At 66.0% G+C, this 20,781-nt stretch carries 14 protein-coding genes and 1 tRNA gene; 5 read left to right on the top strand and 10 right to left on the bottom strand.

Annotation, left to right across the window (positions count from 1 at the left end):
- The first annotated feature begins 35 nt into the window (after window positions 1-35).
- Complete coding sequence (locus F0L46_RS27115; RefSeq protein ID WP_276315617.1) at window positions 36-599, top strand: helix-hairpin-helix domain-containing protein; 564 nt, start codon at window positions 36-38, stop codon at window positions 597-599.
- A gap of 15 nt (window positions 600-614) precedes the next feature.
- Here F0L46_RS27115 and F0L46_RS21460 read toward each other — a convergent pair whose 3' ends face one another.
- From F0L46_RS21460 to F0L46_RS21450, 3 genes are all read right to left on the bottom strand, one after another.
- Window positions 615-881: a hypothetical protein gene (locus tag F0L46_RS21460; protein ID WP_149821426.1), complete on the bottom strand. Its 267-nt coding sequence runs from the start codon at window positions 879-881 to the stop codon at window positions 615-617.
- Between the two features lie 93 nt (window positions 882-974).
- Window positions 975-1,787 (bottom strand): anti-sigma factor family protein, encoded by an 813-nt coding sequence (locus tag F0L46_RS21455; protein ID WP_149821424.1) that lies wholly within the window; start codon window positions 1,785-1,787, stop codon window positions 975-977.
- Window positions 1,784-2,293 carry an RNA polymerase sigma factor gene (locus F0L46_RS21450; RefSeq protein ID WP_149821422.1) on the bottom strand — a complete coding sequence of 170 codons (510 nt, stop codon included), beginning with the start codon at window positions 2,291-2,293 and terminating at the stop codon, window positions 1,784-1,786. Before F0L46_RS21450 ends, F0L46_RS21455 begins: the two co-directional genes overlap by 4 nt.
- Window positions 2,294-2,513: 220 nt before the next feature.
- On the opposite strand from F0L46_RS21450, the gene F0L46_RS21445 reads away from it, so the two are divergent.
- Both F0L46_RS21445 and F0L46_RS21440 read left to right on the top strand, forming a co-directional pair.
- Entirely contained in the window at window positions 2,514-2,933 is a 420-nt protein-coding gene (locus F0L46_RS21445) for a CHRD domain-containing protein (RefSeq protein WP_149821420.1), read from the top strand.
- A 118-nt stretch (window positions 2,934-3,051) separates the two neighbouring features.
- Window positions 3,052-3,128 (top strand) — tRNA-Arg (locus tag F0L46_RS21440).
- Window positions 3,129-3,732: 604 nt separating this feature from the next.
- Here F0L46_RS21440 and F0L46_RS21435 read toward each other — a convergent pair.
- The 6 genes from F0L46_RS21435 to F0L46_RS21410 all read right to left on the bottom strand — a co-directional run bounded on the left by F0L46_RS21435 (window position 3,733) and on the right by F0L46_RS21410 (window position 12,818).
- Window positions 3,733-5,937: a TniQ family protein gene (locus tag F0L46_RS21435; protein ID WP_188312079.1), complete on the bottom strand. Its 2,205-nt coding sequence runs from the start codon at window positions 5,935-5,937 to the stop codon at window positions 3,733-3,735.
- A 49-nt stretch (window positions 5,938-5,986) separates the two neighbouring features.
- Window positions 5,987-6,943: a TniB family NTP-binding protein gene (locus F0L46_RS21430; protein ID WP_149821416.1), complete on the bottom strand. Its 957-nt coding sequence runs from the start codon at window positions 6,941-6,943 to the stop codon at window positions 5,987-5,989.
- Window positions 6,936-9,251, bottom strand: coding sequence for a TnsB C-terminal domain-containing protein (locus tag F0L46_RS21425; protein WP_149821414.1), 2,316 nt, complete (start codon window positions 9,249-9,251; stop codon window positions 6,936-6,938). Before F0L46_RS21425 ends, F0L46_RS21430 begins: the two co-directional genes overlap by 8 nt.
- A gap of 1 nt (window position 9,252) precedes the next feature.
- Entirely contained in the window at window positions 9,253-10,008 is a 756-nt protein-coding gene (locus F0L46_RS21420) for a hypothetical protein (protein ID WP_210247671.1), read from the bottom strand.
- Window positions 10,009-10,618: 610 nt separating this feature from the next.
- On the bottom strand, window positions 10,619-10,858 hold the full coding sequence (locus F0L46_RS21415) for a hypothetical protein (protein WP_149821410.1): 240 nt from the start codon (window positions 10,856-10,858) through the stop codon (window positions 10,619-10,621).
- Window positions 10,848-12,818, bottom strand: a complete 1,971-nt coding sequence (locus F0L46_RS21410; RefSeq protein ID WP_149821408.1) for an AAA family ATPase — start codon at window positions 12,816-12,818, stop codon at window positions 10,848-10,850. Before F0L46_RS21410 ends, F0L46_RS21415 begins: the two co-directional genes overlap by 11 nt.
- 642 nt (window positions 12,819-13,460) lie before the next feature.
- Between F0L46_RS21410 and F0L46_RS21405 the strand changes: the two genes are divergently transcribed.
- Together F0L46_RS21405 and F0L46_RS21400 are read left to right on the top strand one after the other, a co-directional pair.
- Window positions 13,461-15,299, top strand: a complete 1,839-nt coding sequence (locus F0L46_RS21405; protein WP_149821406.1) for a DUF8727 domain-containing protein — start codon at window positions 13,461-13,463, stop codon at window positions 15,297-15,299.
- A complete protein-coding gene (locus F0L46_RS21400) occupies window positions 15,296-16,903 on the top strand; it encodes a DUF2357 domain-containing protein (RefSeq protein ID WP_149821404.1) in 1,608 nt (535 codons plus the stop codon). Before F0L46_RS21405 ends, F0L46_RS21400 begins: the two co-directional genes overlap by 4 nt.
- On the opposite strand, the gene F0L46_RS21395 is transcribed toward F0L46_RS21400, so the two are convergent.
- Window positions 16,866-20,729 carry a DNA methyltransferase gene (locus F0L46_RS21395; protein ID WP_149821402.1) on the bottom strand — a complete coding sequence of 1,288 codons (3,864 nt, stop codon included), beginning with the start codon at window positions 20,727-20,729 and terminating at the stop codon, window positions 16,866-16,868. The two genes, F0L46_RS21400 and F0L46_RS21395, sit on opposite strands and share 38 nt — an antisense overlap.
- Window positions 20,730-20,781 lie beyond the last annotated feature (52 nt).

The raw sequence follows: 20,781 nt of genomic DNA, 5'->3' as shown, positions 1-20,781 counted from the left end.
AGAAAGACCGGGTGACTGAGATGGTGGCCTTGAAAGTGTTCGTCCGTTTGCTCGGCATGGCGTGGATCGCGGGATTGGCGGTCCTGGCCTGGCAATATACGCCGGGTCTCGGCACCGCCGCGGCCCCCTCCGCCAAGACCGCATCGGCGAAGCCCGATCCGCTCAAGATCGCCGCCGCGGAGCCCGCGCCGCTTCGCCCGGCACCCGTGCCGGCAGCGCCCGCCGCGGAGGCTCCGCGCGTGGTCTATCAGGGCAGCGTCACCGGCAGCACCACGCCGGCCCGTCCGGCCGGGCCCGCGGCTCCGCCCGTCGTCGCGGCCGCGCCCGTGCCCCAGGAGGCTGCCCCGCAGCGTCCGGTCCCGCAGGCCGCGCCGGCCCCCGCCCCGCAGGCGACGGCCGCTCTCGAGACCTCGGCGGGCACCCGCCGCGTGGATCTCAACACGGCGCCGGTGTCCGATCTCAACGCGCTCGGCGGCGGCATGATCGGCCGCGCCATCGTCCAGGGCCGCCCCTATGCGACGCCCGAGGAGCTCCTGTCGAAGCGCGTGCTCAACCGCGCCACCTTCGAGCGCATCAAGGACCAGATCGCCGCGAACTGAGCGCGCGGGCGCGGGTCAGGCCCGCGCCGCCATCATGTCGTGGGTGAGCACGGTGAGCTTGCCGATGAGGGCCGCCGTGTCGCCGTGGGTGCAGGACCATTGGGTGCCGATGGCCGCCCCGTCCGCCGACACCGACACGATCGCCACCGAGCGCAGCTTGCCCTCGCGGGCGAGCTTCATGTGCTCCTGCAGCACCTCGATCATCGAGCTGATGTTCTGATCCGACCGGACGTCGACGGCGCGGGGAAAGTTGACGACGGTCGCCTGCTCGCTGTCTTGCATGAGCGCCTCCTGTGGAGCCCATTGGGGGTCAAGGCCGTTGACAGGCGGTAAACCGCAGGCGCCGGCCGCCGTCCCAGCCCTGATGTCGGGCGCTCACAGGGGGGCCTGCCCCCGGCGCGGCTCGACGTTCTGCCGGTAGATCGCCTCGGCGACGGCGAGGAGCGGGTCGCGCGCGAGCCCCCCGGCCACCACGTAGCTGAAGCCGTCCTCGATCCAGGAGAACGCGGAGACCCCCTCGCCTTGCGCGAAACGGAAGGCGGTCTCGGCCGCCGTCCCCGTCTCGACATAGACGGTCAGGCGCGCGCCCGCCGGATCCTCGTACATGAACTGCGCGGCGGGCCCCGAGCCCGCGGGCAGCAGCCGCCCGCCGACGAGGCGATAGCCGCTCCCCTGCAGGTCGGGGGCGCGAAGCGGACGGCCAAGCCGCTTCGAGAGCCATTGCACCAGATGCGCCTCCTGCGAGCCTGGGACCTCCACGGGATGGGCGATCTCGACGGCGTAGGTGCGGTGCGCCCGGAGCGCGTTGGCCACCACCGCCGCCATCTCGGGCCCGCCCGCCCGGCTGCCAGGCGTGCCGGCGAGCCAGGCATGCGCCGACCAGCCCGCCGCTCCGCCAAGCAGCGTCAGCGCCACGCCGGCGGCGACGCCCGTGGCCGCCCGGCGCAGGCGGCGGCGGCGCTCGGCCAGAAGGGTCGCGACCCGCAGCCGCGAGGGAAGCGGCTCGCGGGCCTTGAAGGCGAGGCGGTCGCGCAGCGCGTCGCGGCCGGCGCGATCCGCCTCCACCCGCTCCCGGGCGCCCGGATCCCCGCGCAGATAGGCGTCGACCACCGCCTGCCGGTCGGGCGTCAGCCGTCCGTCGACGAGGGCGTGGAGGTCGTCCTCGCCGATGGGCCGTTCGTCCGTCACTTCACCCTCCTGAGACCGGCGGGCCGGCCCGTATCGAGATAGGCGCGCATCCGCTCCCGGGCGCGGCTCAGCCGGGACATCACCGTGCCCACGGGAATGCCGAGCACCTCAGCGGCCTCCCCGTAGGACATGTCCTCCACGCCCACGAGGAGCAGCACGGAGCGCTGCTCCTCGGGCAGCAGGGCAAGCCCCGCCAGGACGTCCCGCGCCCCCATGCCGCCGTCGGGCGGCGGCTCGTCGGAGGGCGCGTTCTCCAGGGCGTCGAGGCCCAGATGCGCCCCGCGCCGGGTGCGCTGGCGCAGCCCGTTGAGGAAGAGGTTACGCTGGATGGTGAAGAGCCACGCCTTGAGGCTCCCGTCCCGGCGCCGCAGGTGCCAGCGGGCGATGGCGCGCTCGAGGCAGTCCTGGACGAGATCGTCGGCCGCCGCGTCGTCGCGCAGGAGCGCCCAGGCATAGCGCCTCAGGGCCGGGATGTGCGGCTCCAGGAGAGCGGCAAGCTCGCTCATCGTCCCCCCGGCATCGGCCCGCAGCCCACGATTTCACCCCTGTTCAAGCCGTCCCGGACGATAAAGACACCGCGACCGGAGCCTTAATTCCATGCGGGACCCGAAAAAATCTGCTCCCGCACGGAATAAGCAACCCGCTTCAGGCGTCTTCAGGCCCAAGGGGCACGCCGTGCTCCCCGACCGCTCCACGAGAAGCGGCATTGCAGACGGAGGACGTCTCATGAAGCCTATCCTGTTCGCAGCCCTCGCCTCGACCCTGCTGCTCGGCACCCCCGCGATGGCCGAGACCGTCGCCATGAAGGCGGATCTCTCGGGCGCCAACCAGGTGCCCCCCGTCACCACCGCCGGCAAGGGCAACCTCACCGCCACCTACGACACGACGAGCAAGCGCCTGACCTGGAAGGGCACCGTGTCCGGCCTGTCGGGCGAGGCCACGGCCGCGCATTTCCACGGCCCGGCCGAGCTCGGCAAGAACGCCCCCGTGCTCATTCCCGCCCCCGGCGTGAAGCAGGGCGCCTTCGAGGGCTCGGCCACCCTCACCGACGACCAGGCCAAGGCCCTCATGGCCGGCCAGACCTACTTCAACGTCCACACCGCCGCCAACGCGGGCGGCGAGGTCCGCGGCCAGGTCACGAAGTAAGCCGAGCGCCTTTTAAGACGACGGGCCCGCCGGACCGACGGCGGGCCCACCCCCGCCCCATCCCCGGTTGCCCCCCGCGCCCGGATGGGCTAGAGAGGGGCTTCGCGACCACGCGCATGCACCCGTAGCTCAGCTGGATAGAGCGTTGCCCTCCGAAGGCAAAGGTCACACGTTCGAATCGTGTCGGGTGCGCCATCCTCTCTCTTGTGCGTCACATAACGTCCGACGAATCGTCACGTCGTCCGACAAATTGCCAAATAAAATCCGACGCCCAAGCTCATGAATCGCCTGGCGTTTCTACCTGTAACGTGGGTGCGGCTCCTACCTTGAAGGTAGACCTCGACACCTAGCCTCGCTCCCTGATCGGGCCTCTGAGCAGGAGCGTTCGAACCGAAACCGAGCGCGCAATCGCAGAGTCGAAATCGACGGGCAAGGTGGGCTCCGCCGTCGCGAAGGCCACCTCGGATGCTCCGGCGACGCATCGTCGGTGGGACCTAAGGCCGTCCCTTCGACGTTCACGCAGCATGTTTGCTTGGGGCAGGGTGGTCAGACCAGTGGGAACACCCTTCGCGAATGTCTTGGCGTCCTGGCGGAAACCGGCCGAGAATGTGGAGCGCCTCTGCACGGGGGCGGGCGTCCGTCGGTGTGCACCCCCTGGGGCGTCGCCTTGCCAGTCGCCCCTACAACCGACGGCAACAGGTCAATCGCCGTCCTCAAGGCTTAACAGGCCCGTCGATTGCCCCTGGCGCCCCCGCCCGGCCACGTGAGCGCCGGCGCCGGGCGCCGTCCACTGGATCTGTCAGGGCGGGCCCGCGCGATTCTCGCTCGGGAAGCTGGTGCGCACCTTGTAGGAGGACCGCAATTGGCGCAGTTCGGCTACGATCCTCTTGGTGAGCGCGGGCCAGCCGCGAACATCCTGCAACTCCGGAGCCGGAACCCGACACACAGGATCCACATGCCGATCCATGCGTCCGCCCGCCAGGATCAAGTCGACGACCCCTTGGTCGAGATCGGCAGCCACCAGGACAACGATCTCCGCCTTTGAGGTGCGCAACCGAAGCCCGGACGAGCGCCCGGCAAGGCTCCACGAGAGCTCCGGTATGAGGGCTTGCAGCAACGCGGTTTCGAACGCGATGACGCTGCCGGTCGCTGGATCGTCCGGGTCGCGATCAATGCCCAGGACCGCACGAGCGCTCGCGCGCTCCACGGCCACCGACCGCGGGAGCAAAGCTTGTTCGAGAACACGCACGCCCCGACTGGAGAGACACTTGCCGACGTTAGCGCCGAGCGCCACGCCCAAGAACCCCTTGTAAATCGAAACCGGAGCCCATCGCTCTCGCAGACCGTTCAGCGATGCGGGACAGATCCGGCTTGAGGCGCCCGCCTTCGGCAGCGTCTTCAGGAGCCCCGCCCGGACGAACGCGTCAATTACCGCCTCGCAGTCCCCGAACATCTTGGCCGCGGCAGCGCGGCTGAGGCCGGGGTGGACCCAGCGAGCTGCCCGGGCCGCCGCCATATCCTTACGGGCCTGAGGGTCGGGCACGAGAACGTCGCCCAAGCGGTCGCCGACGCGGAGCGCCCCGTCGGGCCGTTGAAGCTCCTCGGCCACGAGCGCCGCGGGATTGGTCTTGCAGGTTCGGCGCACTTGGCTCAAAGGCTTGAACCCGGGAGGCGCCTCGGAAATTATCCTTGTCCCGGCCATGATACCGCTCTGAAACGCGAGCAGGTCTTCGGGACGGAAGCGATCCCGTGCTTCATCCTTGCCGATGACCGCGAAAAGCTTGAGTTCGCCGGAGCTCAGAAACGCTCCCACTGTACAGCGGCTCACGCCGAGGAACTCTGCCGCGCCTGTTCGGTCCAACAGCGAGGAGAGCGTCGTGCGCACGAAATCGGCCTGATCGGGCGTGAACGCCCGGTACCTGCTGCGCGCCGACCCGAACTGGCGTTCATGGATGCCCAGCGTCTCCGAGATCCTGCGCAGGCGCTCGTCGGTCAAGCCGAGCTCGCGCGCCAGCGTCGGTACGGGGACCCAGCCAGCCGCGCCGTTGGTCCACTCGCCGCCTGTCGCCGGCGAGAAGTCGCCTCGCTCGATGACGACCTGCAACATCGCGCGCCGCAGCGGCGGGACGTGCTCGCCATCCTCCTCCGAGATGGCCTGCTCGATCCACCCGAACAGGGTCTTGCCGCGTCCACCTCCCCCCGCTGCCCGTTCGCCCGCGACGCGGTGGAGCAGAGCCACAAGGGCATCCTCGCCCTTCGCGACGATATCGTAGCCGGCCCGCAGCACGCGAGCGCGGTCGAACCCGTTGGTCTGGTTTACCACCGGACGGCGACGGGACGCGCCACCGAGCGCCACTCGGCCGACGAGCTCGACCATATCGAGGACGTCGCCCAGGAAGGGCAGGCCATCCAGGAGTGGGACCTGCGCCCGAGCCTCGATCCCGAAGCGCGATAGAATATAGGCCTCAAGGGACGGCACGGGCGGAGTCCGATGGGGGACGCCGAACCTTTGCAGAGGCTTGCCGGTGGGGGAGTGCGAGAACGACGGAGACCACCAGGGGAGGGCTAGACCGCCCGCGTCCGTGCATGCGATGTCGAGTTCGTGGTAGGGGCAGCGCGCGAAGGCGGGCAGATCCCACCACACGCGATGATAGGGATTCTCAGCAAGGCAGGCTGGGCAGAACCGCCGCTGCGAGATCTGCCATTGGCGACGACGGACGGCCTGTCCCAGGAACGCGACCCGGTTCGCCTCGACGATGGGCGTGGCGGCGAGGAGGGCATCCTTCTCCCTGATCGGGAAGGAGAAGGCGAACTCCAGGCACTCCGACGGCTTGATGTCGCGGCCGCCCAGGCCATGGCCCGTCAGCAACGCGGCGACGCTTGACCGCCGGGCGAGCCAGCAAAGCCGGGTCACGAACCCGTGGGCGGGTTCACCGAGCTTCGGGGCGTCCCAGGTCGGCAGGGGCGGCTCGTCCCTGCCCTTCAGGTCGGTGAAGGTCCGCATGGCTCTGCTTACCGGTAGCTGGTCTTGCGCGTCGGGATGCATGGCTGGCCTAGGCCGCCTTCCCGGGCGACGAGCCCATCTCGTCGCGGAAGGGGTTGAAGGTCTGGCCGGGCGGCTTGATCCGGTCGTAGTGGTCCGCGAAATGGCCCCACGTCACGTTGGGGCTCCCCTCGTTGAGGGCGTCGCAAGCGGCCGGGAAGATGAAATCGGTGAGCCGGCCGACGACGCCGTCGCTGACCCAGTGCAGGCGCCAGGCGGTCTGGACGGACCCGAGCTTGGACTTCTCGGCGAAGGGCAGCCTCTCGTCGATGCTGTCGCAAAGGAGCCGGAAAAGTCCACGGTGCTCCTTGTTCTCCCAGTCGTAGGGGTAGACGACGTGGTAGGGGAGATTGCCGCGCCCCTTCAGCTGCTCGTCCGCGGCCATGAGGCTGTACGTCTCCGGCAACCCCGCCGCGACGACGTTCAGGGTCCGCAGGTTGAGGATCTTGCGGATATAGCCCTTGGCGGCCGTCGCGGCGGCAGGCCGCTTGGTGCTGAATGCCTCCTGGGTCTCGTCGAGGAGCAGCAGTTGCACCTTCTGGTGCCGGAGGTCGTTCAGGACGTTGCCGAAGATATCGTCGACGTTCGTCTTCGCGGCGTGGCCCGTGTTGAGCGCGCCCGCGAGCGCCTCGACGAAGCCGCGCTTGCTGCAGTCGACCGGTAGGTCGACATAAACGACAGGTCGCTCTACCCCCTTCTCGCCAGTGACGTTTGGGAAATCGCGCGCGTAACGCTGGAGCACGTAGCTCTTGCCTGCCCGCGGGACGCCGGCGAGGACGAACAGGCAGCCCGTGTCATGCACGCCGCCCTTCACGGGCATGTGGAAGCGTGCGATGGCCTCGGTGGCCAGGGTGAAGTTCGTATGCCCGACGAACATGCTCTTCATGATCGTCTGGCGCTCCCCGGGCGAGCGCGCGGCACGCTCCTGGCGCTGCTTCGGCGTGAAGGTCTGGACGGTGTCACTCATCGTCGGAACTCCAGTTGTTGGCGGCCTTTAGGGAGGCTAGGTCATCGTCGTCGTCGGCAGGGAAGGCCGACGGCATCGCCTTGGCGAGCGGGACGGGAGCCGGGGAATCGGCCGGCGGTGCCGGGACGGCAGGGACCGGGGACGGCTCCTCTTCCGGTTGGGCGAGCGGAGCGGTCGCGACGGCAGGCGCCACGCGGGACTTGCGGCGGCCGGCGGCGGCGAGCGGATCCAGGTGGGCTGCCGTTGTCTCGTCCGGAGCACGCCCGGGAACCACGCGGCTCGCAAACCGGCGCTGGCGCTCCCCCTCCATGAAGCGGGCGAGGCGGCGCTGGACCTTCTTGCGCTCCGGGCGGCCGCGCGCGGCGACCGCGACCTCACCGAGCATGTCCCGCACCCGCATCAGGGTGTCGAAGTCGAGCTCTTCCCGGACCTGCTTCTGGGCATTCTCGATCACGACCCGGTGCACGTGGCGGTGCAGGCCTTCAGCGTAGCGCGCGTGCGCCCGCGAGGCAGGCACGACGATCACGGGTCGCTCGGGCTCGTAAGGGTTCTCGACGTACAGGCGGCCGAGGTCATTCGGATCCCGGCAGACCCTGTAGAGTGTGCCCCCTCCGTTCTCCCGCGCATTCTTGTGCTCGGGATGCGTGATCAGGCGGATGAGCTCCGGGCTTTCGTAGACGATGTATTCCCAGGTGATGCCGTTGTTCTGGATGGTGCGCGTCTCCCACTCGCCGCACAGCGCGATGAATAGGTCGGGCGGAGGGAGCGGGCCGCTCGGATGGCGGGCGGCCTTCTCGCTCCAGACGCGCAGGGGGATGTCGCCGACGCCGCGGATGACGCCCAGCCCCTTGGCGAGCCCGGCATTCGCGACATGGCAGATGAACACGTCGAAGAGGGCCTCGAACTCCGAGCGCTTCATGCGGGCCCTGTCGAGGACCTCCGAATCGAAATCCTTGCGCTCCAAGGCATGCGACATCGTCGAGCCCGGGAGCATGTGGACCAGGCCCGTGTTCTGGTATCCGAAGAACCGCTCCAGAGCCCCCTTCGTCCAGGGGCACCGTGGACGGAACCGGGGCTTGTTGATCTTCAGCTCCCGCGCGCCGCGCTCGATGTCGTCCTTGATGAGGTGGAGGGCGTTGTCGACCCACAGGTTCTCGATGCGCCCGAAGCACGGCCAGGGAACCGTCACGCCTCGGAGGTGCGTCATGTCCTTGGGATACATGGCGTGCCGGAGCCCCATGACGAAGCTCGCGTAGCTCGGCCCTTCGAAGCCGACGTGCCTGCCGACGATCATGCCAGTCGCCCGGTCCCTGAAGACGAGGACGTCCGGGCGCCCCAGAACGATGCCGGTGTCGTCGTCCTCAAGGAGGATGTCCATCGTGCAGTGGTCGACCTCGACATCCTGGTAGGGGCGGTCCGGGATCGGCGTCGTCTCGTAGGTGCGATGGGTCTTGTTCGCGTAGGCTGGCCCACGGCGATAATAGTCGCGGGTGTACCTGTCGATCTGCTTGCAGCGGCGCTGGAACGTCCGCTCCGACGGCGCGACGATCCTCGCAGCCTCCTCCCGGGTCAGGACGCCGCCCCGGACGAGCTGACGCTTGTAGGCCTCCACGGTCCGGCAGACCTTCGCGTAGGCCGTCGCCTTAGTGACCTTCGGGTTAAGCCATCGGACGACGCCGCGCTCTAGCGCGATCTCGCCCATGTGGTCGATCCCCCTCTTACGGTTTCCGCGAAAGGCCGTTCTCCCGACAAGGCAGGCCTTGCCGTAGATGTCCCCCAAGGCCACCCATCGGTCGAGCCAGTCGAGGACGGTCGTGAAATGGACCGGCGTCTCGCCATTCAGGGCGGCAAGGCGGTGGATGATAGGGTCGAGGGCCCCTGCCGAGCGCCGGAACTCCCACACGCTCCGGGGGGGCGGATCGTCCTTGACGTGACCGCTCAGGCAGGCCTCGATGTAGTCCAGCTTGCGGTCGGCCTCGGCCTCCTGCGCCGGGGACAGCGTGACGCGCGCGGGCAAGCGGAACTCGCCGAAGGAGCCCTCGCCCGCCACGATCCAAGCATCCCCGGACGCGCAAAGCGCCGCGAACTCCTCGTCGGTATGGAAGTCGGGCTCCTTGTCCTCCAGGCAGATGAACTCCAGCTTGCCCGCGATCCGCCGGTCGAACCTCCAGGTCCGTCCGCGGATCTTGAACACCGTCCCGCTGCGCAGGTCGAAGCGCCGGGTCTCGACCACGGTCGTGCCGGACAGGAAGTCCAGCGCACCAGGGAAAGGGGTGCCCGGAAGCCCGGGTCGAAGGGGAGCGTTCATGTCAGAGACCCCGCCAGACGGTGGTGTCGGGCGCGAAGGGCGCCCCGAGATCGAGGAAGACCTCGCCCCCCAGGGCGAGATTGAGCAGCGCGGTGAACGCCCGGCAGGTGCCTGGGACACTCTTCAGGCCCGCCTCGTGGACGACCTCGCGGACGGTCGTCGGGAAGCCCACGGCGAGAAGCGCGTCGCGAACGCGGGCGAGGGCCTCGTCGTCGCGCACGATGTAGCGGTGCCGCTCCAGGATCTGACAGTTCGAGAGGCGGGGCTCGACCCGGATGTCAGTCTCGTCGAGCACGACGAACGCCACCCGGTGATCGAGCTCGTAAGCCTCGCGGATGTGGGGCTCGCGCGCCTGCCATGATGGCCGGCTGCTCAAGTACAGGGCCTTCGCGTCCACGACGACAACCGGGCCGGCGCGGTAGCGGCAGACTACGTCCGGAACGTACTCGTGCTGATCGAAGCCGCCCCTGCCGTTTGGCATGAAGTAATGCAGGGTATGCGGCTCGACCGCGTAGCAGTCGATGGCGGGGTTGGCGCCCAGGAGCGTGCGCATGTCACGCTCCAGGAGCGAGCGGAACGGCGCCCGCCCGAGCGCCTTGTGGTCGGCACCGACGCCATCAATTGCCGAGCCATAATTGTACGGGGGTGTCTCCCGCACGACCGGCGCGCCCGGGAACAAGCCCAGGTCAGCCGGTGCCGTGACGGAGAGGGGGCGGGTTTGGCACGCGACGTGCGGGACACAATGGGTAGGAGCCATGGTGGCCTCCCTTAATCGGGGGGCCCGTCGCCGGGGCGGACGGGTACAAACGTCGGGGGAAGGGACCAGCCCGGCGGGCATGCCGCGCGGGCAGGTCGGCGCCGGACGGGCCCGAGCTCGCCGGCGTGTGGCCGGGCCGCGGGCGGCGTTCGGGCGTCGTGCGTTCGGGACGTTTCGCGAGCATGGTCATGGCGATCTCCTGTGCGGCAGGCATAGGCATGGCTCCGCCCGCGAGGGCGACGCCTTGGGTAGACGTGGCTGGTCCGGAGGTCGGCTTTAGTCGCGAGGACGCGCTTTGCGGGCGACCGCAGGGCGGGGAACGAGGGTTGTGGTCATGTCGACCTCCATCGCGTCCGCCCGTCGGGCGGAGGAGCTTGTCGCTCGCGGGTGGGGTCGGGAACGGCCGGACGGTCCGGCCTGAGGTCAGCAGCGACCGGGCCGTTTATCCGATACGTTCGGACCGCACCGCGTCGAGCGCGGCGGATTTGAAGTGCATGCTGCTGGTCATGATGTGCCAGCTGAGCACGGACCGCGGCCGCACTGCAACAGGAGTCGCGGAGCATGGTCTTCAGGCGGTGAACGAGCTCGCTCGAATGCCGCGGGATCCCCATCAGCCTTCTTCCGACCCGATGTGGCCGCGCTTGCCCGCGCGGCCCAGGGGGAACCGGATGACGTTCCCCGGGACGCGCGTGGGCGCCTTTCGGGCGGCCCGCCGCTCAGCCTCAGCCTGAGCTGCTCGGCCTATCGCGACGAGGGCCTTCTCGGCCGCGTCCCGGTGGGCGCGGACGCCGAGCGCCCGGCGCACGCGCTCAAGGCGCTCGGCGACCAGCACCGTGAAATCAGACGGCATGGCCACCTCCCCTGGAGGTGCGGCGGTGGGGCGCCGGCGGCCTGTAGCCATCGACGAGGCGCTGAAGGTCGCGCCCGGCCATGATCCGGTCGGCCAGCAGCGCGCGGGCGACGATCTCCAGGAGATCGGCGTGCTCCTCCAGGATGCCGACCGTGAGGAGATAAAGGCGTCTGATCTCCCCATCGACGATCTCCCGGAGTCCCGGATCGAAGAGCAGGAGAGTGGGATCCCTGCCTCGATGGAGGAGGGACTCCCCCAAGCCGAACGAACCATGGATGCTCGCCACGATGCCGGTGACGGCCTCCAGGTCCGAATGCGCCCCCGCGCTCGCGCGACCGAGGAGCACCTCCTCGGCGGCACGGCCGCCCAGGCCCACCATCGCGTTGGCCTCAAGGTCGGCTCTGGTGACGGACGTCCGCGGCGCGATGATCGTATGGCCGTGGCTGGTGCCACCGGGAAGGATCGAGAGGCTCTCGACCGTCCCCGCCTCAAGGAGCGCCGCCGCGAGGCCGTGGCCGGCCTCGTGGACTGCCGTCCTCCACCTGTCGGCGGGATCCCGGTCGTCGGGCGGGGCGACGACGGCCATCAGGTCAGACATCCTCATGGGCCGGCCGGCTGCCCGGGCGGTCTCGCGGGCCTCACCGACCCAGGCGGCGGCCTGGGCGCCTGTCGCGCCGGCCCCTAGCGCGGCGACCGGGCGAAGATCCTCGCCGGCGAGGTCCTGCTTGAGGTGGCTCCGCAAGATCTCGGCAAGATCCGCAGCCGTGGGCAAGGTGATGTGGATGGTCGGGCTAAGCCTGCCCGGCCGGACAAGGGCCTCGTCGAGCCTCTGGGGATGGTTGGTGGAGGCGCAGATGATCAATCGAGAGCGAGGATCGGACAGCTCACGCTCGATCCTGGTGAGCAGAAGTCCGATCAAGGGCGACCACCACGAAGCATGGTCCGCGTCGATTGATGCCCTCGACGGCAAGGCGTCGATCTCGTCGAGGTGGAGAATGGCCGGGCCTCCACGCCCGAGCGCCACGGCATGGTTGAAGGCCTGGTCGGCAGCACGGACGACGTCGCCGAGGTGGCCCTGAGTGGAGGCGAACCAGCTCCCGACGTTGGTCTCGTGAATCGGGCATCGGGCACTCGCGGACAACGACCTGATTAGCGTCGTCTTCCCAAGTCCGGGAACCGAGGAAAGGAGCAGCGAACGTGGCACAGAGCTGAAGCTGGCCTCGCCGCGGCGCCACGCCTCCAAGGCGTCCACTACGGCCAGGCAGTGATCCATTGCCAGCCCGTAGCCGTGGAGCTCAGAAAGGAGCGGCGCGGCCGCGATCCGGTCGTCGCCGCCGAGGAGCGCGCGAGAGGCGGCCTCCAGGCGCCGCACGCACTGGGTCGGGGTCGACCCGACCCGGATCGCGCTGACGAGGTCGGAGTAGGACAGCCCGACGCCCAGGCCGGCCGGCAGCGGCCCCGCGGACCGGCCGGTGGCGCGCCGGATCACGCGCCGGAGGACGGCCGGGTGGGTCGGATCGAGCACGACGGTGAGGTCGGCGGCACAGGTAAGGGCCGAGGGCAGGTGCTGGGCCGGCACCGGAGCGATGCCGACGACGCGCCCCCCCTCACCGAGCCGCGCGGCGACGTGGTCGTTGCCCTTATCGGAGCGATGGTCGAAGCGGGCGGACGTGCCGTCCCGCGCGATGACGCGGACGTCCGACCACAACGCCTTGATTGCCTGGGCGAGTGGGGCCGTCCAGTCGGCCGTGGGCGCCTGGATGACGACGGCGGCGGAGCCCGTCCCGTGCGTCAGGCGTCGCAGCCAGGCGGCCGGAATGGCGGCCTCCAGGGCATGCCTGGCCAGCGTAATTGTGGCGGGGGCCAGCCGCGGCGAGGTCGCCGGGGCGTCAGAGGGCTCGTCGAGACCCGTCAGGGTGTCGAGCGCGAGCTCCAGGGTGGTCTTGTCTTGGTCGATCATGGCGTCCTCGCAGGGCACGAGGACGCCGTCGGGTGCGCGCTATGGCGCCCCGGGTCGGCCTCGCGGCTGGGGTGTGAAGGGGGTCGGGCGCGGATAGCGCCGTTCGTGAGTGGAGGGCATCGGGGATCCTCGGTGGCCCGCGTCAGGAGCGGGCGCAGCGTTTCAGGGGGCCGCGTTCGAGCGGCCCGAGCAAACGGGAAGGGACCCCGGGCTTTCGCAGAGCGTCGTGGATCGGAAAGGGAAGCTTGGTCATCGGAGGGGCTCCAGGCGCCCTCCGGAACGGGAGCAGGGCTACCGTGAGGGCGCGACGAAGACAGGCGCGGACGGGCGGCCGGCGAGGGCCGGCGTGCGTTCAGCGTGTTTGGTGCGGGTCGTGCTCATACGGAACGAATACGGAACAAATGCCAAGCTTGTCAACAGGGATCCGGAAACCTTCCCCTTCGTCTTGTGCCATGATTAACCGCTGGGACCAGGAGATGCGAAGGATAGTGGCTGGGCGCACTCACCCCGGCAACGGTTCACCCCTTCAGTTTCAGGTAGGGTCACCAATGGGTAGAGCACTGGCAGGGGACTAGGCAGAGCTGTATGTTTGCTGCACCGCACCGGGTGCCGAATCCGCCCCCCAGGAGAAGCTCACCTACAATGCCGTCCTTAGAGCCTCAAGACAGAGAGCGTATGCTTCATGGGTTCGAAGCCAACGGCTATCCCTGCATGCAGCATTCGAAAGCGTCGCATAATCCATACAAACTAGAGTGGTTTGTCGACGGGGAGGTCAAAAAGTTCAATCTCTGGATATTCTCCATTGAACATGGCGGCAGCGGTTCAAGCTCGCGGGCTCCAGATGAATATCGTATTCAAATGTCCAGCTATCCTAAGAAAATGGCTGATTATGATCAGGGTGGCTACAAAGATATCCTGATGGGATACGACGACTCCAAGGACGTCGTTATCATTTTTGACCGAAGATGGCTTGAGACAGAAACAAAGAAGTTCGAAGTCTCAAGAACTAGATCGTCAAATTCTGCACAATGCAAAATTGACGCTATTGATCAAGCCGTCAAGTCTGCAGAGGGAATATACATTTCCGAGAAACAAGGGGTTTCGTTTGGAAAAGCTACGATCATAACGGCTCGCTCGGAGATGTTCCCAAAGTGCCTTCTCATGGTGGATGAATTGATGTCAGGAGTGATCACACCTGCAGATGCCGCGGCAGCTTCGACTGGAAGCAAGCCGAGGACTGTCTTTGATTATTGTGTCGAGCGCAATCTTCCATTCTCGCCGGACTTGCTCGCGAGATACATTGCTTCGTTTCTATCCAAGCCGTTTGTCATAATTGCCGGCATCAGTGGAACCGGAAAATCTAAGATCGCAGAACTCGTAGGCGAGTATTATTCATTCAGAAGTTCAACAAGCGCTCCGACGTCTACTGCTGTGGTGCCTATAGGCCCCTCGTTCGTATTCGGAAATCCTACAGGGACGCCAGACCCAACCGCAGTCGCACTCATTCCTGTGCGGCCTGATTGGGTGGACAGCAAGCCTATGCTCGGATACGTCAACCCAATCACAAATCATTACGAATGCACCAGAGCGTTGGAGACGATCCTCCGAGCTGACAGGAAGCTTCAGTCCACCTCAGATAAGTCGCTCGCAGATCGTTATTTCATGATCCTCGATGAAATGAATCTGGCGCGCGTCGAGCAATACTTCTCGGATTGGCTGGCCTGCACTGAGAGCCGCCGACTGACGCCCGAAGGCAACATCGTTCAGCAACCCGTGTCACTACATCGACTACCGACCGATCCGGACGCGACGCTTGCAAAACCCGATGGAACCGCGGAAGTTTTCAAGGTTCCCCGCACACTCGAACTGCCCACCAATCTAGTCTTGGTCGGAACCGTTAACGTAGATGAAACCACTCAGGGCTTCAGCCCTAAGGTTCTAGACCGGAGCATGGTGCTAGAGTTCGACGAGGTGGATCTAGAGCGGCTTAGGAATGGCGGGTCAAATCTCGATCCCACTGGATTTCGGTTTCCATTGACGTTACCGTCATTCGCGCTTCCATCCGATGCAGACTACAAAGCACTTCCAGATAATACTCACACTCATCTTAAATCTATCAATAGCATTCTAGAAAGTTCGCGACTTCATTTCGGCTACCGTTCAGCGGTCGAGATGGCCCGCTTCATCAAGATCTACCACGATATCATACCAGAGGACACACAAGACACCGATTGGCTACGCGCCCTCGACGTTGCCGTTCTTCAGAAAGTGTTGCCGAGGCTCTCCGGAAACCGGTCTAAGCTGATTAACCCTCTGGCTCGGCTCTGCGGCTACCTCAAGGATGGCTCCGTACCGACGGACACTCCTGATCTAGAGGACCTTCCCGACGATCCATCGGCTTTGTTCCCGCGCTCCTATTCCCGCGCTCGGGAGATGCTTTTGACGCTGGAGGAGTTTGGGTACGTGTCGTTCTTCAAATGACCCATTCGTTCCAGATCCGCTGCCGCAAAACTGGGACTTCCAAGGAAGCTTCGCAGGGAGACGTACTCGAACTCGAAGAACAGACTGAGTATGTGATTACGTTATCCTCGCCATACACGAAGGATTTTGAAAGCCGTATTGTCAGTCTTGGCGGATCCATGTACGGCGAAACCATCGCAAGTCTGAATTTTCGCAATTTTGTTGGCCGAGCTAATCTACTCGGCGTTACCCTGGATGTCCGTTCCCGGAAACTTGGGCCAGGTGGAGCCTCAGCCCTCCTTCAGGAGGTCTCGGACCTAGCTTCCGGTCTAGTGTTCGGGTGGGGCTCGCCGACTAGTTTTTCCACCTCGCCCGGGTTGGAGGCCCGCCCTCCCGTCCCTTACCATCAGCTCCAGCTTCTCCGGCATGTCATGCTGGAAGAACGCCCAGGTAACCGCCTCCAGGACTGGTTGGCCGCCATCGAGAGGGCCCCTACCCGACGCTACCTTCAAGAACGACCTCTTGTCTCGCCGGATCGCGTCCAATCACTGGATCCGCAAGCCCTCGTTGACATCTTCGCCAACCCGGATCGGCTGGTGCCTGCGCCACCTGGCAGTCCGGGATGGTCCACGCCGCTCGCGCAGGCACTTACCTTCGGCAACCCATCCCGCCGTCATTTTCCAGCCAGTGTAGCAGCTCCTCAGGGGCAACTGAGCACCGACACTCCGGAGAACCGATTCGTCAGGCATGTCGTCTCAGAGTGCCTGGCCCTGACCAATCGCTTTCTCGATCATCGCAGCATCCATGCGGACCTCCGAACGGCATGCCGGCAGATGGGAGTCCTCCTTCATGAGGCGCTAGGACGCCCCCTCATGGCGGGTGTCGGACGTCTGTCTAGCCTTCAATCACCCAGCCAGGCACTACTTAAGGGAGAAGGGTACCGAGAGCTATATGGTTTTTGGTCAGACCTCAGGCGTTACCGTTCGCTGCCGCTGACATCCGAAGAGACTACGCGGCTACTAGAAGGTCGGGACGTAGCAACACTATACGAGTATTGGGTCTTTCTGAAGGTGTTCAAGGCTGTCCGGCAAGTAGCCGGTTCCCTCGCGGTCACCCCTATCAGGGCTGAGCGTACCGAGCTTGGTGAGAGCCTCGTCGCCGGCTTAGAGGCAAAATTCGGCAAAATCAGACTGCGATACAATGCAAGTTTCACTAGGTCGTCAGGTGGGGCGTACTCGACGCCTCTAAGGCCAGATGTCGTGCTTGAGTTTGGAGAGCAGCGACATGCATTCGATGCCAAGTACCGCCTTGACTGGCTCGACACTGACGAGAAGGATCCTGATGACGGAACGGCGACTTACAAGAGAGCCGATCTATACAAGATGCACGCCTATCGTGATGCCATACACGGGCTTAGGACCGCGTTCGTCGTGTACCCGGGAAGCGAGTTCGTGTTCTTCTCCAGGGACGGAGGGAAGTGCGCCTCCCCATCGCTCGTCAGCGTCATGGATGGTGTTGGAGCGGTCCCGCTCCGCCCGGCATCTACCGCTGCGGATGGGCCCCTCACCGATCTGATAGCTATTCTCCTCAACCAGCCAGGCGCAGCTTGCCCTTCGTCGCCCTGAGTGCCTCGAAGATGTCGCGCACCTCGGCGTAGTCGACGAAGATCGCGCTGCCCTGGGAAGCTAAGCGCCGCATCACCTCGGCATGGATGCCCTGGGCTCCATGCCGGGCAATGGCCGGATCCTTCAGAACCTCCTCGACAATCCGCTTCAGGTCGATCTCTGCCGACGCCACAGGTGCCGTCTTCCTGGCCTCGCCTGAGCCTCGCTTCTGCAGGTTGAAGATTACGTCGAAATGAGCGACGTCCTCCTCGCCAGAGCGCCCCTTGTAGCCCTTATGGCTCTGCTGTTGCCGGTCGAGGGAGGCAGCCTCATGGAAGGTGAACCCCGCCTCGTCCGCAGCGTCCCGGATGGCTTGCCAGACGGCCCCATCGGTGTTGTGGAAGACGACTGTCGCCCAGCCGCCGTCCTTGAGGACCCGAGCGATCTCCCGCAGCGACGCCCCGATGAGCTCCCCGTAGCGCTGCAGCGTCTTCCCGCCCTTTTCGGGCGTGAGAGAGCGGTTGACCACGGCCTCGAAGCTCTGGTCAGTCAGTCGCCCAAGCCATGCCTCCCATATCAGGCTGCAATCTGCGTAGAAGATGTTCGACCCGAACGGCGGATCGGTGAACACATAGTCGACCGACTCGTCCGCGACCGCGACGAGGTTTGTGGCACTGCCGAGCAGAACCGACGGAGGATCGACGCCAAGCGGCCGGTAAACGCGATAGTAGCGTGCTAGCTGCTCGATCTTGTTGCGCATGACCTCCAGGACATTGGCCTCGGAGGACAGCTGCGGAATGTATAGGGTTCCCGTCAGCGGACGCTGTCCGCCGCGGGCATTGAAGCGACGCATCCTGGTTCCGTGCCAGGCGGTGTTCGTGAAGGCGAACGCCAACGCGCGACGGGTGCGATCATCGGGGACGGCCTGGATCTCCCTCCAGATCAAGGCGAGCGCTTGGAGGTTGCGGGCCGTGTAAAAATCCGCAACGGAGCCGACGTTCTGCAGCCCGAGTGCGCACCGAATGTACATCTCCCGGTCCTTGCCGATTGCGACCCGCGGGTACCAGTCCCGGATGTCGTCTCGGCTGAACGAGAGTGCATGGCGGATATCGTCGGCCGAAGCTGGCTTCTCGTGTCGTCGCCCATCCTCGGTCTCGTAGGAGATCCACGCCGGCACCGATCCCAACGCCTCCAATCCGGACCGCTTGATCTCCTTCCCGCAACTCGTGCACTCGACCGTTCGGCCAACCCGACCCGTCTTACGGTCGATGGCGTCCCACAGCAGGAACTCCTTCCGGCAGTGTGGGCAGCGGTGACGAGTGCTCCACATTGTCCAGTGGATCAGGCCCACCTCGCCCGTTCCGTGCCGCGTCGAATAGAGCTCCGCGACCTTCGGCCCGATCTTCCGGTCGAGCTCATCGAAGCCCGCCCGGAGAGCTTCCGGGCTGCAATCGCGTGTGTGGTTCCACGCCAGGTGGACGGCAGCGGGGGAAAGGTCGTTCAGGACTGCCCGCCGGCCTGCGAGGGCCGCTGCGACCCCGGTCATCCCCGAGCCGCAGAACGGGTCGAGCACAACGTCGCCGGGCTTGGTGTAGTGCTCGATGAAAGGTTTGATCGCTTCGGGCGGCACCTTCGTATGGTAGCTGTGGGCCGTATAGAGGGCACTATTCCGCCCACCCTGAACACGCGTCGCCGGGGCAGGCTTTCTGACTGGCTCGCCTCCCTCGGTCACGGGAACGGATGATGGGGCGGCGATATAACCCGACACGAAGTCCACGTCTGCCTGTGAGGACGGCGGAGCGAACGTCCACCGCCCTTTCACTTCGCGCGCCCCAAGCGCGGCGCAGCGCTCGGCCACGTACGGCATGGTGATGCCGGCCACGGCGCGACCGCCGGCAAGTGCGGCCTGCACAACGGCCGAGTAGATTTCGTCGGTACGCCCGCCGCGTACGAGGGCATGCCGTATGGCCGCGTCGACGAAGTCCTCCGATGCGGGCTCAACAGGCGCCTTCACAGGATATTGAGCCTTGTTGGCGAGGCAGAGCATCAGGTCGAAGGTCGTCACGTTCTCCTTGCCCGTCACGCCCTTCACGCCCTTGATCGAGGGCTGGCCCTTGTAGAGCATGTGCACGGATTCCGTGGCGAAACCGGCTTCATCCAGAGCCTTGCGGACCGCCTCCCATACGGCGTCGTCGGAGTTCGAGAACGCGAGTACAGCGCGGCCGTCCGGCTTCAGGACGCGACGCGCGTGCGAGAAAGCCTGGCACATCAGGTCGCCGTAATCGTCGAGCGTCTTGCCGCCGGTCGAGGTAGAGCGGTGCTTGTTCACCACGATCTCGGCACTGGTGTCGGTGAGATGCCCGAGCCATGCGTCCCAGAGCAGGGAGGCGTCCGCGTAGAAGATATTGGCACCGAATGGCGGATCCATGAAAACGAGATCGACGGCGCCATCAGGGATGCAGCCCAGGTCGGTGGCCGAGCGCTGAAAAACCTGGGCTTGAGCCGCGTCCTTCGGGAAGTCCTTGTAGTACCGCAGGACGTCGGCAGCCTTCCGTCGGAAGAGGCTCCACACGTTCCACTCGTACCGGAGCGAAGAGATGTAGAGCGTCCCCGTCATAACGTTCGTAGGCCGCTTCGCATTCCACTGGTACCGCCGCGAGGCCCTGTTCACCGCCGCCGTGAAAGCGAACATGAGCGCCTCGCGCACGCGACCTTCCGATTGTCCAACGATGGCGTGCCGGAGCGCCGCGAGGGCATGCAGGTTGCGGCGGGTGAAAAAATCTCCGGCGGCATGGATGCCCATCGAGCGGTGCCCAGCGCGCCACATCTCGCGATCCGAGCCGAACGCCACGTTCGGGGTCCAGTATGGAATAGGAGCGCTGTCGGCGTCGGCGATCAGTGAAAGCTCCGCTGGCGTAGGCCGGTGCGTGTGGATGCGGTTGCTTCCACGGGAGACGTGGCTCTGCACCGGCTCCTCGCCGATCCATTCCAGGTCGGCCTTTCGCGTGACAGAGCAGCATCTCGGGCACTCGACGCCGTCAGCGCTCGCACCGTTCTTCTGTACCACGTCCCAGTAGAGGATTCGACCGGTGCACTGAGGGCAGCGGTACACGTCGCTCCAAGTTGTGTATTCGACGATGTCGTCTGAACCTACTGGGCGATAGAGCCATTCCATTGTAGGGGCTACCGCCGCTTCCACGCGCGAAAGACCAACGGAGAGGGCAGCTGGGTCACAATAAGCGGTATAGTTTCGCGCGATGTGGACCGCCGAGGGGGAAAGATCCGAGAGGAGTGCGTTCCGGCCAGCCCTGAGCGCGGCGACACCGGTCATTCCGGACCCGCAGAAGGGGTCAAAGACGAGTTCCCCGGGTCGGGTGTACGCTTCGACGAAGGGGATGATTGCCTCCGGAGGCACCTTCGTATGATAGCTGTGCGCTCGGTACGAGGTGCTCGTCTTCACCGCGTCGATGCGCTCTGGAATGGTGGGGCGCTCGACAGGCAGCGGGCTGCCGGCCGCCGTGAATGGCACCTGCGGCTCCGTCGGATATGAGACAGCTTGGGCCTCTATGCGCTGTCGGACGGCGGCCACTACTCCCGCGGCGTCGAGATCGAGCGCAAGCTGGACGTCATGGGGCAAGCGGCCGGGAGCGAGCTCCAGTAAATCGCGAGGCACGCGGAGAACCGAGGAGAGGATCGCGATCTGGTCCTCGGTTGGGGTGCGCTTGCCACCTTCGATAAGGCTGAGCATGCCCTTGGTGACGCTGAGCCGTGCCGCAACGTCCGCCTGGGAGAGGCCAAGCCGCTCGCGTCTTTCCTTCAGGATTGTCGGCACCGACCACTGTGTCATCGTGAATCCCTTCGAATCCGAAGGATCCAGGGGTTTACAGAAAGGGTCAACG

It is taken from the genome of Salinarimonas soli (assembly GCF_008386575.1).
GTDB classification, from domain to species: Bacteria; Pseudomonadota; Alphaproteobacteria; order Rhizobiales; family Beijerinckiaceae; genus Salinarimonas_A; species Salinarimonas_A soli.
Note: the sequence above shows the minus strand (reverse complement) of the source record. Positions and strands in the feature narration are given on the sequence as shown.

Coding starts and splice junctions, on each gene's coding strand:
- F0L46_RS21460 (WP_149821426.1), bottom strand. CDS start 881: ATGCAAGACAGCGAGCAGGCGACCGTCGTCAACTTTCCCCGCGCCGTC.
- F0L46_RS21450 (WP_149821422.1), bottom strand. CDS start 2,293: ATGAGCGAGCTTGCCGCTCTCCTGGAGCCGCACATCCCGGCCCTGAGG.
- F0L46_RS21445 (WP_149821420.1), top strand. CDS start 2,514: ATGAAGCCTATCCTGTTCGCAGCCCTCGCCTCGACCCTGCTGCTCGGC.
- F0L46_RS21435 (WP_188312079.1), bottom strand. CDS start 5,937: ATGCGGACCTTCACCGACCTGAAGGGCAGGGACGAGCCGCCCCTGCCG.
- F0L46_RS21430 (WP_149821416.1), bottom strand. CDS start 6,943: ATGAGTGACACCGTCCAGACCTTCACGCCGAAGCAGCGCCAGGAGCGT.
- F0L46_RS21425 (WP_149821414.1), bottom strand. CDS start 9,251: ATGAACGCTCCCCTTCGACCCGGGCTTCCGGGCACCCCTTTCCCTGGT.
- F0L46_RS21420 (WP_210247671.1), bottom strand. CDS start 10,008: ATGGCTCCTACCCATTGTGTCCCGCACGTCGCGTGCCAAACCCGCCCC.
- F0L46_RS21415 (WP_149821410.1), bottom strand. CDS start 10,858: ATGCCGTCTGATTTCACGGTGCTGGTCGCCGAGCGCCTTGAGCGCGTG.
- F0L46_RS21410 (WP_149821408.1), bottom strand. CDS start 12,818: ATGATCGACCAAGACAAGACCACCCTGGAGCTCGCGCTCGACACCCTG.
- F0L46_RS21405 (WP_149821406.1), top strand. CDS start 13,461: ATGCCGTCCTTAGAGCCTCAAGACAGAGAGCGTATGCTTCATGGGTTC.
- F0L46_RS21400 (WP_149821404.1), top strand. CDS start 15,296: ATGACCCATTCGTTCCAGATCCGCTGCCGCAAAACTGGGACTTCCAAG.
- F0L46_RS21395 (WP_149821402.1), bottom strand. CDS start 20,729: ATGACACAGTGGTCGGTGCCGACAATCCTGAAGGAAAGACGCGAGCGG.